Here is a 15,041-nt window from a genome sequence, read left to right on the forward strand (position 1 = left end):
GCTGCGGCATTCCCAGCCGCCTGCTTCCCGGGGCCACAGGTCGGTGTCGCCGCAGTACGGGCAGTGGAACGGCGACGCGGCGCGCGCGCTCCGACCGCTGCCCGGCTCGACCGACCCGTGTGCCATCAGACAGATTCCAGGGTCTTCTCGCCGCGCAGCAGGTCCTCGTCCGCGCGGTGGACCCACTCGTCGAACGCCTCGCCGTCGTTGCGGTCGGCGAGGTAGTTGGTGACGATCGTGGTGACGTAGTCGTCGAGGCCGGCACTGGTGACCTTGTGGGCACGCAGCTTGCGGCCGAAGTTGGCGCGCAGGCCGGTCGCACCACCGAGGTGCACCTGGAAGCCCTCGACCTGCTCGCCGTCGGACAGCACCATCTGGCCCTTGAGGCCGATGTCGGCGATCTGCGTGCGGGCGCAGGCGTTCGGGCAGCCGTTCACGTTGATCGTGATCGGGGTGTCGAGGTCCGGGAAGCGCTTCTCGAGCTCCACGGTGAGCAGCCGGGCCCGCTCCTTGGTGTCGACGAGGGCGAGCTTGCAGAACTCGATGCCGGTGCAGGCCATCGTGTTGCGGCGCCAGTTCGACGGGCGGGCCGTCAGGCCGATGGCGTCGAGGCGGTCCAGGAGGGCCTCGGTCCTGTCGCCGTCGACGCCGATCAGCACGATCTTCTGGTACGCCGTCAGACGGGCGCCCTCGACGCCGAACTCCTCCATCAGGTCGGCGAGCTGGACCAGGGCGGTGCCGGAGATCCGTCCCGCGGAGGGAGCCAGGCCGACGTAGAAGCGGCCGTCCTTCTGCTCGTGGACGCCGATGTGGTCGCGGTGGCCGACGGGCGTCTCGGGGGAGTCGAGGGTCTCGAGCTTCTTGCCGAGGTACTCGTTCTCGAGGACCTCGCGGAACTTCTCGACGCCCCAGTCGGCGACCAGGAACTTCAGCCGGGCGCGCGAGCGCAGGCGGCGGTAGCCGTAGTCACGGAAGATGCCGGCGACACCGGCCCACACGTCGGGGACCTCGTCGAGCGGGATCCACACGCCGAGCTTCTGCGCGAGCATCGGGTTGGTGGACAGGCCGCCGCCGACCCAGACGTCGAAGCCGGGGCCGAGCTCGGGGTGCACGGAACCGACGAAGGACACGTCGTTGGTCTCGGGGGAGACGTCCATGCTCGGGTGGCCGGTGACGGCGGTCTTGAACTTCCGCGGGAAGTTCGAGAAGTCCTTGTTGCCGATGAAGCGACGCTCGATCTCGAGCAGCGCCGGCGTGCCGTCGATGATCTCGTCCTTGGCCACGCCGGCGACGGGCGAGCCGAGGAAGGGGCGCGGCGAGTCGCCGCAGGCCTCGAGCGAGTGCAGGCCGACGGCCTCCAGCCGCTCCCAGATCGCCGGCACGTTCTCGATCTCGATCCAGTGGTACTGGATGTTCTCGCGGTCGGTGACGTCCGCGGTGTCGCGGGCGAAGTCGACGCCGATGGAGCCCAGGGCGCGGACGGCCGCCGGCGAGAGCAGCTTGCCGTCGGAGCGGACCCGCAGCATGAAGTAGCGGTCGTCCAGGTCCTCTTCCTCGAGGGCCGCGGTCTCGTTGCCGAGGATGCCGGGCCGGCGCTGGGTGTAGAGACCCATCCAGCGGAAGCGGCCGCGCAGGTCGGCGGGGTCGATCGAGTCGAAGCCGCGCTTGGAGTAGATGTAGAGGATCCGGTCCCGCACGTTCAGCGGGTCGTCGTCCTTCTTCGACTGCTCGTTCTTGTTGAGCGGCTCGGTGTAGCCGAGGGCCCACTGGCCCTCCGCGCGCTTGGGGCGCGGGATCTCGGTGAACTTTGCTCGCTCGGGCTTGAAGCGCAGGTCAGGCATGCGGAGAGAAGGTCCTTCGCTGATGGGCGCACCGAGGGAGTTCAGGCGCGCGGCTCGGGGATGGCGGTCGGCGTGATCAGCGGGGCCAACACATCATGCTGCGCGTGCGCCCGAAGTCCACGTGGCGACGTACCACGAGGTGCGCGTGAGTAGCAGCAGAGACCATGTCAATGAGTCTCATCCTTCGGACGGCACTCCACCAAATCTGAATCTCATGATGTGGACGCTCGTCTCATGATTCGATACGCCGATTCCGCTCCGCCCCGTGGTTGCGCCGTCCCTGCGACGCAGGTCACACGAGGCCACGCCTGTCACGTCGCCAGCATCCGGTGCACACCGGGTGTCGGACCGGCCACGCGAAAGGTGTCCGCGGGCACCACTACGCTGGGGCCCATGAGCGACAACTCCCTCAACGGCGAACTCGTCAGCAGTGCCTACCGCCAGGCGCTCGAGGTCATCTCCTCCGTCGAGCCGCGCATCGCGGACGCCACCCGCCAGGAGCTCGCCGACCAGCGGGCGTCGCTCAAGCTGATCGCGAGCGAGAACTACGCCTCGCCGGCCGTGCTGCTCACGATGGGCACCTGGTTCAGCGACAAGTACGCCGAGGGCACCGTCGGCCACCGCTTCTACGCCGGCTGCCAGAACGTCGACACGGTCGAGTCCCTCGCGGCCGAGCATGCCCGTGAGCTGTTCGGTGCCGAGTACGCCTACGTCCAGCCGCACTCCGGCATCGACGCCAACCTGACCGCCTACTGGGCGATCCTCGCGCACCGCGTCGAGGGCCCGTGGCTCCAGGACGCCGGCGTGAAGAACATGAACGACCTGTCGGACGCCGACTGGGAGAAGCTGCGCCACGAGCTCGGCAACCAGCGTCTGCTCGGCATGAGCCTCGACACCGGCGGCCACCTCACCCACGGCTTCCGCCCGAACATCAGCGGCAAGATGTTCCACCAGCAGCAGTACGGCACCGACCCCGAGACCGGCCTGATCGACTACGACGCCCTGCGCGCCAAGGCCAAGGAGTTCAAGCCGCTCATCCTGGTCGCCGGCTACTCGGCGTACCCGCGCCGAGTGAACTTCGCCAAGATGCGCGAGATCGCCGACGAGGTGGGCGCCACCCTGATGGTCGACATGGCGCACTTCGCCGGTCTGGTCGCGGGCAAGGTGTTCACCGGCGACGAGGACCCGATCCCGCACGCCCACGTCGTCACCAGCACCTCGCACAAGTCGCTCCGCGGCCCGCGCGGCGGCTTCATCCTCGCCACGGAGGAGTACGCCCCGAGCGTCGACCGCGGCTGCCCGATGGTCCTCGGCGGCCCGCTCTCGCACGTCATGGCCGCCAAGGCCGTCGCCTTCGCCGAGGCGCGCACGCCGGAGTTCCGCACCTACGCCCAGACCGTCGCCGACAACGCCAAGGCGCTCGCCGAGGGCCTGATGAAGCGCGGCACCAAGCTGGTCACCGACGGCACCGACAACCACATCGTGCTGCTCGACGTGTCGTCGTTCGGCCTCACCGGCCGCCAGGCCGAGTCGGCCCTGCTCGACGCCGGCGTGGTCACCAACCGCAACTCGGTCCCCTCCGACCCGAACGGCGCCTGGTACACCTCGGGCATCCGGATCGGCACCCCGGCGCTCACCAGCCGCGGCTTCGGCGCCGACGAGTTCGACCAGGTCGCCGACCTGATCGTCCACGTCCTCCAGAACACCGAGGCCGGTACGACGTCGGCCGGCGCGCCCTCGAAGGCGTCCTACGTCCTCGGCGAGGGCGTGGCCGACAAGGTCCGTGGCGCCTCGGCCGAGCTGCTCGACAAGCACCCGCTGTACCCCGGCCTCGACCTGAGCTGACCAGGCTGACCGCGCGTCGAGCCGCGGGCGTCTCGTACGGCGTCCGCGGCCCGATCGCGCCCAGCTGGTGTGGAACCCTCACCATTCGTGAGGGCTCCCCTTCAGCACTACCCGTCGGCCACCACCCGGGCCGGGCAGCTCGCCGTCGTCATCCTCGTCACGGTGACGACCTACTACGCCGTCAACGTGCACGGTGCGGTGTCGACGCTCATCATCGACCGCTTCGACATGTCGCTCGGCTTCTACGTCACGGTCTCGATCCTCGGCAACCTCCTCGGTGCGTTCGCCTCGCTGGCGACCGGTGTCACCGACCGGTTCGGCCGGGTCGACGTCGTCGTGGTGGGCATGGCAGCGGTCGCCCTTCTCACGGGACTCGTGATCCCGGCCGCCGACACCCGGGGTGAGTACCTCACCTGGTCGGTCCTGTCGGCGATGGTCGAGGGCTTCGTGCTGGTGCTGACCCCGACGCTGGTGCGCGACTTCTCGCCGCAGCTCTCCCGGGGCACGGCGATCGGGATCTGGGCGCTCGGCCCGGTGCTCGGGAACCTGCTCGCGACGCAGGTCGCGTCCCGCACCCTCGACGCGCACCCGGACTGGGCCTTCCAGTTCCGGGTCTGCGGTGTGGTCGGCGCCGTCGCGACCGTGGTCGTGGCGCTCACCCTGCGCGAGCTCGCGCCGGCTGTCCGCAACCAGGTGGTGCACGACGCGCGGGCGCAGCCCGTGGGCGCGACGGCGCCGACCACGCGGGTCGGCACGCTCGAGGGCTTCCGGGTCATGCTGACCCCGCGCATCGTGCTGCCCGCACTGGGCTTCGCTCTCTTCCTGCTCTTCTACGTCACCCGGCTCGGCTTCTTCGTGATCTACTTCGCCACCACCTTCGGCTACACCGCGGCCCGGGCGAACGCGTTGGAGAACTGGTCCTGGACGTTCACCGGCATCGGGCTGGTGCTGTGGGGGTTCGTGGGGGACCGGATCGGCGCCCGCAAGCCCCTGATCGTCGCGGGCCTGGTCGTCGGCGTCGCAGCCGTGTCCTGCTGGGCGGTGCTGGCGACCCGCCCCGGGACCAGCTACGCCACCTGGGCGGTGATCCTCTCGGTCGCCGCCCTCGGCGGCAGCGCGGCGACCGCCAACTGGCAGGCAGCCTTCACCGAGGCCGTCGAGAACCACCGTCCCGACCTGGTGGCGACGGGCATGGCCGTGTGGGGCTGGATCCTGCGCGTGGTCGGTGCGTCGGCCGCCTTCGCGATCACCCTGCTGGTGCCGGCCGCCGGTGTGCTGGTCGACCACGGCCCCGAGGTCTCGCGGATCTCCACGACGTACGCGGCCGAGCTGGCGACCCTCCGGACGATCACGCCCGAGCACCGGGCCGCCCTGACCGCCACAACTGGTGACCCCGCGGCCCAGCGAGCCGCCGTCGGCGACATCGTGAAGGCGACCGGCGTCCCGGTCCCCGAGGCGGCAGCGGCCCTCGCCGCAACGGGGGACGTCCCGGCCGCCGACCTCGCCTACCTGCAGGCGCACGGCCCCGACGTGGCTGAGTCGGCGAAGGACAGCGCTGGCGAGTGGCAGCGCTGGTGGTGGGTCTGCGTCGCGGGGGAGCTGGTGGCGCTGGCGCTCGTCTTCACGCTGCCGGGGCCGTGGCGGCCCGCCGCCCGACCGGTCCAGCGGCTCAGCGCCAGGAGTAGCTGACCTCCGGCCGTCCGCCGCTGGGGCCGTACCGGACCCCGCGCGCGGCCAGGCCCTGGTCGGCGAGGTGCTCGAGGTAGCGCCGTGCCGTCACGCGCGACGCGCCGACGAGTGCGGCGACCTCGCTCGCGGACAGGTCGCCGGCGGCGTCGCGCAACGCCGTCGTGACGACGCGCAGGGTCTCCGGGCTCATGCCCTTGGGCAGCGGCGCGCTGCCGGTCGGCCGGAGCGACCCGAGCAGCTGGTCGACCTCGTCCTGCACCACCTCGTCCGGTGCCGCATCGAGGCGGGCGCGGTACTCGGCGTACTGCTCGAGCTTGGCCCGGAAGGTCGCGAAGGTGAACGGCTTGAGCAGGTAGAGCACGACGCCCTGGACGACGGCCTGGCGCACGACCTTGGTGTCGCGGGCGGCGGTCACCGCGATGACGTCGCACAGGTGGCCGGCCGCGCGCAGCCCGCTGAGCAGTCCGAGGCCGTGCCCGTCGGGCAGGTTCATGTCGAGCAGGACCAGGTCGACCGGCGCGCCGGCCTGCTGTGCCGCCTCGAGGGCGCGGACCGCCTCGCGTGCGGAGCGGGCGACGCCGGCGAGGACGAAGCCCGGCACCCGCTCGACGTACGACGCGTGGGCCTCCGCCGCGAGTGCCTCGTCCTCGACCACGAGGACCCGCACGGTCACGAGCCGGCTCCCGTCGTCGTCACGGTGAAGCGTGCGCCCCCGAGCCCGGAGCGGCCGACGGTGACGTCGCCGCCGTGGCGCCGGGCGACCTGCACCACCAGCGCGAGACCGAGCCCGCGGCCGGTGCCGGGCTCCGCCTTGGTCGTCCATCCCCGGTCGAGGACCCGCGCCGCCGCGGCCTCGTCGAGACCCGGACCGCTGTCGTCGACCCGCACCTCGAGCCGCGCGCCCGCGCCGGACAGGTGCACCTCGACCTGGCGGGTCCCCGCGTCGGCGACGGCGTCGAAGGCGTTGTCGACGAGGTTGCCGAGGACGGTCACCAGGTCGCGGCCCGGGATGCCGCTGTCCGTGGGGAGGGTCCCGGCGATGCGCAGGTCGATCCCGCGCTCGGCCGCCTCGGCGGACTTGCCGAGCAGGAGGGCGGCGACGACGGGGTCGTCGACGGCGCCCACCACCCGGTCGGCAAGCAGCTGCGCGACCTGCAGCTCCTCGGTGGCGAAGGTGACCGCGTCGTCGGGGCGGCCCATCTCGATGAGTGACACGACCGTGTGCAGGCGGTTGGCGGACTCGTGGTTCTGCGAGCGCAGCGACTCGGTCAGGCGTCGTACCACCTCGAGCTCGCCGGTCACCGACCGCAGCTCGGTGTGGTCGCGCAGGGTCACGACCGAGCCGACGTCGCGACCGTCCCAACGGGCGGGGGCGGAGGAGACGAGCAGGATCCGCTCGCCGGCGAGGTAGAGGTCGTCGGACTCGGCGGTCCGGCCGCGGGCAGCGGCGACCAGGCCGGGCGCGAGGCCGAGGTCCTCGATCCGGGTGCCGACCACGTCGTCCGGCAGCGCGAGCAACCGGCGCGCCTCGTCGTTGACCAGCTGGACACGGCCGTCGCCGTCGAGCAGCAGGAGGCCCTCGCGGACCGAGTGCAGGACGGCGGAGTAGTACTCGTACATCCGGGCCAGCTCCTGCTCGCCCATCCCGTGGGTGACCCGGTGCAGCCTCCGGCCGAGCAGCCACGCGCCGGCCATCCCGAGCGCCAGGATCAGCCCGCCACAGAGCACGACGATCGTGATGTCGCGGCGCAGGCCGCGGTTGATGTCGCTGACGGTGATGCCGACCGAGACGAGGGCGACGACCTTCCCGCCGTCCTCGACCGGTACGACGGAGCGGACCGACGGTCCGAGAGAGCCCTTGTACTGCTGGGTGAAGACCGCGCCCCCGGGCGCCCCACCGAGGTCGCCGGCGAACTTCCCCCCGATCAGGCTCGGGTCGGGGTGGGTGTAGCGCGTCCGGTCCAGGCCCATCACGACGACGAAGTCGGTGTCCGTGTCGCGCCGGACCTCCTCCGCCCACGGCTGCAGCCCGGCCGTCGGGTCGTCGGTGCGCAGCGCGGCGCGGACGGTGGGGGAGTCGGCGACGGTCTGCGCCACGGCCACGGCGCGCTGGGTGGCCCGGCTGCGCGAGTCCCGGCGGGCGTCGTACGACGCCATCAGGATGCCGGTCACCACGAGCAGCAGCACCGTCGCGACCTGGAGCAGCAGCACCTGCCGCGCCACGGGGCGGTCGCGGAGCGGGCGGCGTCGGGTCACCTCGTCATTCTGGCCCACTGCGGGCTGCCGGTTGTGACGTGCGCCACGAACACAACGAACACAACGGTGACGGTCGTCACCTCCGGCCGGAGAGTGGGCGAGGACGCCCCACCGGGGCACCGGACCACCCCGTCGGCCAGGAGGAACGATGAGCACCACGACCAGCGCGACGCAGCCGAAGCACGGCTCGCGCGCCACCCACTACCTGTACCTCGCGGTGATCGGGGCGGTCCTCCTCGGCATCGCCACCGGCCTGCTCTTCCCGGACTTCGCGGTCGAGCTCAAGCCGCTCGGCGAGGGCTTCGTGAACCTGATCAAGATGATGATCCAGCCGATCATCTTCTGCACGATCGTGCTCGGCGTCGGCTCGGTGGCCAGCGCCGCGAAGGTCGGCAAGGTCGGTGGGCTCGCGCTCGTCTACTTCCTCGCCATGTCGACGGTCGCCCTGACGATCGGGATGGTCGTCGGCAACCTGCTGCACCCCGGCGACGGCCTCCACATCACGGCCGACGGCGCCGCGATCGCGCAGGAGAAGGCCGCCGAGGGGCACGCCGACACCACGGCCTTCCTGCTCGGGATCATCCCCGCCTCGCTGTTCAGCTCCCTCACCAGCGGCAGCGTGCTGCAGACCCTCCTCGTCGCGCTCCTGGTCGGCTTCGCCCTGCAGCGGATGGGCGAGAGCGGTGCGCCGATCCTGACGGTCGTCGGCCACGTCCAGCGCCTGGTCTTCCGCCTGCTCGGCATGATCATGTGGGCCGCCCCGGTCGGCGCCTTCGGTGCGATGGCCGCCGTGGTCGGCACGGGCGGTGCGGACGCGCTGAAGAGCCTCGCCGTGCTGATGGTCGGCTTCTACATCACGTGCCTGCTGTTCGTGTTCGTCGTCCTCGGCCTGCTGCTGAAGGTCACGACCGGCATCAACATCTTCGCGCTGCTGCGCTACCTGGGCCGCGAGTTCCTGCTGATCCTCGCGACCTCGTCCTCGGAGTCCGCGCTGCCGAGGGCGATCGCCAAGCTGGAGCACGCGGGCGTCGACCGTACGACGGTCGGTGTGGTCGTCCCGACGGGCTACTCGTTCAACCTCGACGGCACCGCGATCTACCTGACCATGGCGTCGATCTTCATCGCCGAGGCCATCGGCAGCCCGCTCGCCATCGGTGAGCAGATCTCGCTCCTGCTGTTCATGATGATCGCCGCGAAGGGCGCCGCCGGCGTCACCGGCTCCGGCATGGCGGTCCTCGCCGGCGGCCTGCAGTCGCACCGTCCCGAGCTCGTCGACGGCGTCGGCCTGATCGTGGGCATCGACCGGTTCATGTCGGAGGCCCGCGCCCTGACGAACTTCGCCGGCAACGCGGTCGGCACCGTCCTCGTCGGCCACTGGACCGGGAGCATCGACCGGGCCCAGCTGGACCGGGTCCTCGCCGGTGACGACCCGTTCGACGAGACCACGATGGTCGACGACCACGGCTCCGCGCCGGCGATCCCGGCCGCGGGCAAGGAGCCTCAGCTGGTCTGATCGACGAGGTCCAGGCTGTGCCGGGCGATGGCTGCTCTCGTGGCGGCCATCGCCCGGAGCGCGTCCGTGGGCTCCTCGCCCAGCAGCTCGAACGGGATCGAGGACAGCCCGGTGAACAGCAGCAGCTGCAGGGCGTGCGCGCGGCGCAGCGTGGCGAGGTCGACGGCGACGCCCTCCTCCGCCAGCCCGGCCCGGTACGACGCCAGGCAGGCCTCCCCGCGCGCACCGAGCTCGCTCACGTCCCCGCGGCCCAGCTGCACCTCGCCGACGAGCAGCTGGCCGAGGTCGAAGCCCAGGGGCAGCGCGGTGAAGAAACCGAAGTCGATGAGCGTGAAGCCGTCGCGGTCGGGCCGCACCAGCAGGTTGTTCGGGCACGCGTCGCCGTGGCCGGCCAGGACCGGCATCGCCATCAGCTCGGCGGCGATCGCGTCCACCCTGGCCGCCGCTTCTTCCAGCCGCGGCCGCAGGTCGCCGAAGGCCGGCCCGACGAGCGGGTGCTGCCACAGGCCGTCGTCGGCGAGGGCGGGCAGCACCTGGAAGCGGAGCCGGCCCTCGACGTACCGGGTGATGTCCCACTCGTGCCCACCGATCCCGGCCACGGCGCGGACCTCCGCGCTGCCGGCCAGCCGGCCGAGCAGGCGAGCGGCGCGCTCGTACCGGTCCCGGTCCCAGGCGACCTCGACGGACGGCACCACCTCGAGCCAGACGGCGTAGGCAAGGTCGTCGATGGGGTGCACGCCGAGGGCGCGGGGCATCGAGAGGCCGTCGGGCAGGCGGCTGCCGAGGTCGGACCGGTAGACCGCACCCTCGGTGCGCCACGGCACCTGCTTCGCGGCCCACGGGCGGACCTCGGGGGGCAGGTCGGCGAAGAACGGCGAGCGCGACCACTCGTGGACGTGCTTCACGAACAGCGTGAAGTCGCGCTCGTGGCCGTCGACCGCGGCCACGCCGCGCACCCACCAGCGGCCACCGGTGGTGATCGCGGGCAGGTCGTAGTCGACCGGCTCGGCGTGGGAGGCGACCACCGCGACAGCGGCGTCACCGGCGTCGTACAGGGTGGCGAGCATGGCGGCGAGCGTGGCGTCGTCGACGTCGGCGGGGCCGAGGGCGGAGCGGTCGTGCACGGCGTCCTCCGTGGAATCGATCGGTCCCGAGCGATGCAGATCACCCAAGGCTAGGGCCCTCGGGATGCCGAGGTCAGGGCCTCGGGACGGATAGCGTGACTTCGTGGCACGACGGTTGCGGGACCTCGTCTGGCGGCTGGTCGTGACCACCGTCGGTTCCTGCCTGCGCTACCGCGTCACCGGCCTCGCGGCCGAGGGAGCCTTCTTCGCGGTGCTGTCGGTGCCGCCGCTGATCTTCGCCCTGGCGGGCGGGGTCGGCTACGTCACCGAGCACTTCACGGCCGCCCAGGTCGAGGAGGTGCGACGAGCGGTCGTCGACCTGTTCTCGGCGTTCCTGACCGACACCGCCGTCAACCGGGTGATCGTCCCGACGATGAACGACGTCCTCGAGGGCGGCCGCTTCGACGTGATCTCGCTCGGCTTCGTGCTCGCGCTGTGGTCGGGCTCGCGGGCGCTCAACGTCTTCGTCGACACCATCACGATCATGCACGGGCTCGGCGGGCACCGCGGGATCGTCAAGACGCGGGCGCTGTCGTTCGTGCTCTACATCCTCGCCGTGATCACCGGCGCGATCACGCTCCCGCTCGTCGTCGCCGGACCGAGGCTGGTGCGGTCCTGGCTGCCGAACCGCGCGGAGTTCCTCATGCAGTTCTACTGGCCGCTCGTCGTGGTCATCTGCATCTGCTTCCTCGCGACGCTCTACCACGTGTCGGTGCCGGTCCGGACCCGCTGGAGCTTCAACCTCCCGGGCGCGACCTTCTCGCTGGTCAGCTGGATCGCGGGCTCCTACCTGCTGCGCTGGGTGCTCACCGTGACCGCGCAGGACTCCCACTCGATCTACGGTCCGCTCGCGGCCCCGATCGCGATCCTGATCTGGCTCTACATCGTCGCGCTCGCCGTGCTGATCGGCGCCGGCGTCAACGCTGCGTTCGACGAGGTGTTCCCGCAGGAGGCGACGCAACGGGCGCGCCGGGAGCTGATGGCACGCCTGCTGCGGCGTGCTCCGGACCCGGTGGAGTAGGTTCCGGGCCGTGGGCGACGTACCTGGAGGACCGGCCAAGAGCCCCTCGGTGGGCGTGGTCGCGCTGCCCGAGCGGATCCGCTCGCCGTGGTGGGAGCTGGGCCGACGGCTGCTGGCCGCGCTGGCGATCCTCGTCGGCACCGTCATGCTGGTCTACTTCGACCGCGAGGGCTACCGCGACTCCGGTGACGCCACCGCTGACAACCCCTACGGCGTGATCTCCCTGGTCGACGCGATCTACTACACGACCGTCACGCTCAGCACGACCGGCTACGGCGACATCTCGCCGGTGAGCGACCCGGCCCGCCTGGTCAACGCCTTCATCATCACCCCGCTCCGCATCGCCTTCCTCGTCCTCTTGATCGGTACGACGCTCGAGGTGCTGGCGCAGCGTGGCCGTGAACTTTTCCGTATCGCACGCTGGAGGAAGCAGATGGGACACCACGTGGTGGTGATCGGCTACGGCACCAAGGGCCGCAGCGCCGTCGAGACCCTGGTCAACAACGGACTCGACCGCGAGCACGTGGTCGTCGTCGACCCCAGCCCGGTCGCGCTCGCCGACGCGCACGCCGACCAGCTGGCCGTGATCACCGGCGACGCCACCCGTCGTGGCGTGCTCCAGCGCGCCGGCGTCGCGGACGCCGACCAGGTGATCATCACGACCGGCCGCGACGACTCCAACGTGCTGGCCGCCCTCACCGTGCGCCAGCTCAACCCCGACGCCTGGATCGTGGCCGCGGTCAGCGAGCAGGAGAACGCCCCGCTGATGCGCCAGTCCGGCGCCGACTCGGTCATCACCTCCTCCGACGCCGTCGGCCGCCTGCTCGGCCTCTCCACCCTGTCGCCGACCCTCGGGACCGTGATGGAGGACCTGCTCACCTACGGCGAGGGCCTCGAGGTCGCCGAGCGCGAGCTGCTGGTCAACGAGGTCGGCATGCCGCCGCAGTCGCTGCCCGACCAGGTGATCGCCGTGGTCCGCGACGAGAAGGTCTACCGCTACTTCGACCCGGTCGTGACCCTGCTCGCGCGCGGCGACCGGCTGGTCGTCGTACGACCGGCCAAGGAGCTGCCCTGGGCGCCGCGCCCCGGCACGCACAACGAGGCGTTCGCGGCCGACGAGGACTGACCTGCCGGGACCTGTCGGGACCTGAGCGGGACCTCGGTCAGGATCCATGGTTCACCAGGACTAGGGGCTACGGCGACGATCGTGCAGACCTTGCCCGCCACGCGGTCGATGTGGACCGTGGTCCGCGACACCGGGGGTCCGCACCCGCCATGCTGGGCGGCATGGGCAAGGACTACGGACCGTGGGTCAAGCACGACTGGTGCCCTCGTTGCTATCGCCGCACCGAGCAGACCAGCTGGTACCGCCGGCTGCTCGGCCAGCCGCCGGCCAGCGACGAGCGGCGCATCCGCTGCAACGAGTGCTCGGGTGAGGTCAGCAGCGTCGCCAGCTGAGGCTCCTGACGCCGTGGCGGGTTGACCTCCCGGGTTCGGGTACTGCGAGGGAGACCCTGAACCCACGCAGGAGGCTGACCATGACCAAGAACGCCACGCACGATCTCGCCCACGACCTGCGCGACGTCGCCGACGACCTCAAGGGCATCGTCGAGACCGTCGTCGTTCCCCGCGTCGGCTCGGCGGTGCACGCCGCCGCCGAACGGGTGCCCGACCTCTCCACCGCGATGCAGTCCGCCGCCGACCGCGTGCCCGCGTCGGTCGTCGACCGGCTCCCGGACCGCGTCGCCGACCGGCTCCCGACGCAGAAGAGCCATCGAGGCCGCAAGCTGCTGCTGATCGGCGCCCTGGCCGCCGTGGCCGCTGGTGCCGTCGCGGCAGCACGCTCGCGGGCGGCGACGCCGTCGCCGTACCCCGCCCCGGAGCCGGTCCCGACCCGGACCACCGGACCGACCAGTGGATCGACCAATGGATCGCCCAATGGATCGCCCAATGGATCGCCCACCGGATCGACCACCGCGTCCGTGCCCGAGGGCGGCGGGCTGCCCGGCTGACCCGCACGACCTCGCCGGCCCCGTTCCGTCGTTCGAACATGTGTTCTATTCTGGACGCATGGCGGGGGTGCGACACGTGTGGGTGCGGCCGGCGTTCGTGCCGTCCGAGCTGCCCGGCCTGGTGCTGGACTGGAGGTCGGGGGAGAAGGGCTGGGAGGGCCTCGTGTCGTACGCCGATCGCGAGGGCCGGATCGTCACCGAGTGGCTCCCGGCATCCAACCTGCGCCCGATCAAGACCTCCCCGAACACCGGCTCGGCCTACGGCTGACGGCTCGGTGACCGGGGCGGGACTATCGGATTGCTATGTGTTTGATGAGGAAGTCCCGATTCCCGCACGCGGTGGCGTGCTGACCCACTAGCGTCTCCCTCGGTTCCCCAACCACAGGGGTCCGGCGTACCCCACATCCGCCGGACCCGAGGGCGCCCCGTCCTGTTGTCCACAGGACGGGGCGTTCCGCTTTTCTGCCCCGGATGACGCGTTCCGCGGGGTGCGCGCGCTCTCCCGCAACTGTTGCGGTTTGGTCCCAAACCGCAGAAAAACCGGCTCGGGAGCTGCGGTTCGTGCCCAATGGACGGGGTCGCGGGTTCCGGACGGACCAGGCGGACGAACCGATCGGACGAAGGTTCACCAAAATGCGTACGAAGCCCACCCGGCCGCCGTACGGTCCCGCCATGATCACTCGCCGAATCGCCACCGCGGCCACCGCGGTCGCCCTCGCCCTGCCCGTCGTCGCCCTCACCTCCACCGAGGCCGACGCCGCCGGCACCTACTACTCCAGCTGCGCCAAGCTCACCCGCGAGTTCCGCCACGGCGTCGCGAAGAGCGCCACGGCCGCCGCCAAGCAGGTCCGCCTGGGCAACGGCCGCCCCGCCACGACGGCACGCGCGAAGAAGGTCTACTGGGCCAACTACAAGCGCCTCGACCGGGACAAGGACGGGACCGCCTGCGAGCGCTGAGCCGGCCGGCTCACTTGTCGGAAGGCTCGGCTCCCTCGTTCACGTCGCCACGCAGCGCCTGGATGACCGCGATGCTGGCGAGGGCGGCCCAGATCACCCACAGGGCCCAGGGCATGCCGATCGTCGACGAGGCGCCAAGGATGACGGCCGTGCACGCTGACGACTGGACGGATCGGTGCTGGATCAGGCGTCGCATCATGTCGGTCTCCTCGTCGTCGGCGTGAGACGACAGTGAACGCCCATGGCCCGACACAACCGGCGACGGACGTGCCACCATCGAACATGCGCTCCCTGACCCTCGCGACCGTCGTGCCGCTGGCCCTCGCGCTGGCCGCCTGCGGCTCCGACGAGCCGTCCGGTGACGCCGCCCCGACCGACGCCCGTACGTCGGCCTCGAGCCTCCCGGGGCGCATGGTCGAGCATGCCGACGCGTCCGGCTGCGAGGCCGAGAGGACGACCGTGGAGACGGCCGCCGAGGCTTACTTCGCGAGCAATGGCGCCTATCCGGCCGACCTGGCCGCACTCGAGGGCGACTTCCTCGCGGACGTGAGCACGCTCGTGTACGTCATCGGCATCGAGGACGGCGTCCCGCTGCTCCGCGACGACGCGCCCTGCTGATCGGAACGCCCCGGGAACGACACAGCCCCCGCCTGCTCGTGCAGGGCGGGGGCTGTTCTCTGTGGGCGATACTGGGTTCGAACCAGTGACCTCTTCGGTGTGAACGAAGCGCGCTACCACTGCGCCAATCGCCCGGACGCGGACCCGAAGGAACCGCGGTCGGAG

The 15,041-nt window shown here is 71.4% G+C and carries 15 protein-coding genes and 1 tRNA gene; 10 read left to right on the forward strand and 6 right to left on the reverse strand.

The genetic code is table 11. The features are described from left to right. Positions 1–125: 125 nt before the first annotated feature. A complete protein-coding gene (locus ASE20_RS04705) occupies positions 126–1,841 on the reverse strand; it encodes a nitrite/sulfite reductase (RefSeq protein WP_056893368.1) in 1,716 nt (571 codons plus the stop codon). A 393-nt stretch (positions 1,842–2,234) separates the two neighbouring features. On the opposite strand from ASE20_RS04705, the gene ASE20_RS04710 reads away from it, so the two are divergent. Further along, entirely contained in the window at positions 2,235–3,686 is a 1,452-nt protein-coding gene (locus ASE20_RS04710; protein WP_056893369.1) for a glycine hydroxymethyltransferase, read from the forward strand. Positions 3,687–3,773: 87 nt separating this feature from the next. Further along, positions 3,774–5,375 (forward strand): MFS transporter, encoded by a 1,602-nt coding sequence (locus tag ASE20_RS04715; RefSeq protein WP_056893370.1) that lies wholly within the window; start codon positions 3,774–3,776, stop codon positions 5,373–5,375. Here ASE20_RS04715 and ASE20_RS04720 read toward each other — a convergent pair. After that, on the reverse strand, positions 5,356–6,048 hold the full coding sequence (locus ASE20_RS04720; RefSeq protein ID WP_056893371.1) for a response regulator: 693 nt from the start codon (positions 6,046–6,048) through the stop codon (positions 5,356–5,358). The two genes, ASE20_RS04715 and ASE20_RS04720, sit on opposite strands and share 20 nt — an antisense overlap. Next, on the reverse strand, positions 6,045–7,631 hold the full coding sequence (locus ASE20_RS04725; RefSeq protein WP_225869213.1) for a sensor histidine kinase: 1,587 nt from the start codon (positions 7,629–7,631) through the stop codon (positions 6,045–6,047). Before ASE20_RS04725 ends, ASE20_RS04720 begins: the two co-directional genes overlap by 4 nt. A gap of 148 nt (positions 7,632–7,779) precedes the next feature. On the opposite strand from ASE20_RS04725, the gene ASE20_RS04730 reads away from it, so the two are divergent. Then, on the forward strand, positions 7,780–9,144 hold the full coding sequence (locus ASE20_RS04730; RefSeq protein WP_056893373.1) for a cation:dicarboxylate symporter family transporter: 1,365 nt from the start codon (positions 7,780–7,782) through the stop codon (positions 9,142–9,144). Here the strand turns inward: ASE20_RS04730 and ASE20_RS04735 are convergent. After that, positions 9,132–10,268 carry a phosphotransferase gene (locus ASE20_RS04735; protein WP_056893374.1) on the reverse strand — a complete coding sequence of 379 codons (1,137 nt, stop codon included), beginning with the start codon at positions 10,266–10,268 and terminating at the stop codon, positions 9,132–9,134. The two genes, ASE20_RS04730 and ASE20_RS04735, sit on opposite strands and share 13 nt — an antisense overlap. A gap of 103 nt (positions 10,269–10,371) precedes the next feature. On the opposite strand from ASE20_RS04735, the gene ASE20_RS04740 reads away from it, so the two are divergent. The 6 genes from ASE20_RS04740 (at position 10,372) to ASE20_RS24970 (ending at position 14,258) form a co-directional block, all read left to right on the forward strand. Continuing rightward, positions 10,372–11,289: a YihY/virulence factor BrkB family protein gene (locus ASE20_RS04740; protein WP_157538656.1), complete on the forward strand. Its 918-nt coding sequence runs from the start codon at positions 10,372–10,374 to the stop codon at positions 11,287–11,289. 10 nt (positions 11,290–11,299) lie between these two features. Then, positions 11,300–12,415: a potassium channel family protein gene (locus tag ASE20_RS04745; protein ID WP_056893375.1), complete on the forward strand. Its 1,116-nt coding sequence runs from the start codon at positions 11,300–11,302 to the stop codon at positions 12,413–12,415. Between the two features lie 161 nt (positions 12,416–12,576). Beyond that, positions 12,577–12,747 carry a hypothetical protein gene (locus ASE20_RS04750; RefSeq protein WP_157538657.1) on the forward strand — a complete coding sequence of 57 codons (171 nt, stop codon included), beginning with the start codon at positions 12,577–12,579 and terminating at the stop codon, positions 12,745–12,747. A gap of 80 nt (positions 12,748–12,827) precedes the next feature. Continuing rightward, positions 12,828–13,301 (forward strand): hypothetical protein, encoded by a 474-nt coding sequence (locus ASE20_RS04755; protein ID WP_056893377.1) that lies wholly within the window; start codon positions 12,828–12,830, stop codon positions 13,299–13,301. Between the two features lie 58 nt (positions 13,302–13,359). After that, positions 13,360–13,569, forward strand: a complete 210-nt coding sequence (locus tag ASE20_RS04760) for a hypothetical protein (RefSeq protein WP_157538658.1) — start codon at positions 13,360–13,362, stop codon at positions 13,567–13,569. Positions 13,570–13,973: 404 nt separating this feature from the next. Further along, on the forward strand, positions 13,974–14,258 hold the full coding sequence (locus tag ASE20_RS24970) for an excalibur calcium-binding domain-containing protein (RefSeq protein ID WP_162261043.1): 285 nt from the start codon (positions 13,974–13,976) through the stop codon (positions 14,256–14,258). A gap of 10 nt (positions 14,259–14,268) precedes the next feature. Here the strand turns inward: ASE20_RS24970 and ASE20_RS04770 are convergent, their stop codons facing one another. Then, positions 14,269–14,457 carry a hypothetical protein gene (locus tag ASE20_RS04770; protein WP_056893380.1) on the reverse strand — a complete coding sequence of 63 codons (189 nt, stop codon included), beginning with the start codon at positions 14,455–14,457 and terminating at the stop codon, positions 14,269–14,271. A gap of 83 nt (positions 14,458–14,540) precedes the next feature. Here ASE20_RS04770 and ASE20_RS04775 point away from each other — a divergent pair, with 83 nt between their 5' ends. Then, positions 14,541–14,876 carry a hypothetical protein gene (locus tag ASE20_RS04775; RefSeq protein WP_056893381.1) on the forward strand — a complete coding sequence of 112 codons (336 nt, stop codon included), beginning with the start codon at positions 14,541–14,543 and terminating at the stop codon, positions 14,874–14,876. Positions 14,877–14,938: 62 nt separating this feature from the next. On the opposite strand, the gene ASE20_RS04780 is transcribed toward ASE20_RS04775, so the two are convergent. Continuing rightward, a tRNA-Val gene (locus ASE20_RS04780) sits at positions 14,939–15,010 on the reverse strand. Between the last annotated feature and the right edge of the window lie 31 nt (positions 15,011–15,041).

The sequence above is a fragment of the Nocardioides sp. Root240 genome (assembly GCF_001428825.1).
Classification (GTDB): domain Bacteria; phylum Actinomycetota; class Actinomycetes; order Propionibacteriales; family Nocardioidaceae; genus Nocardioides.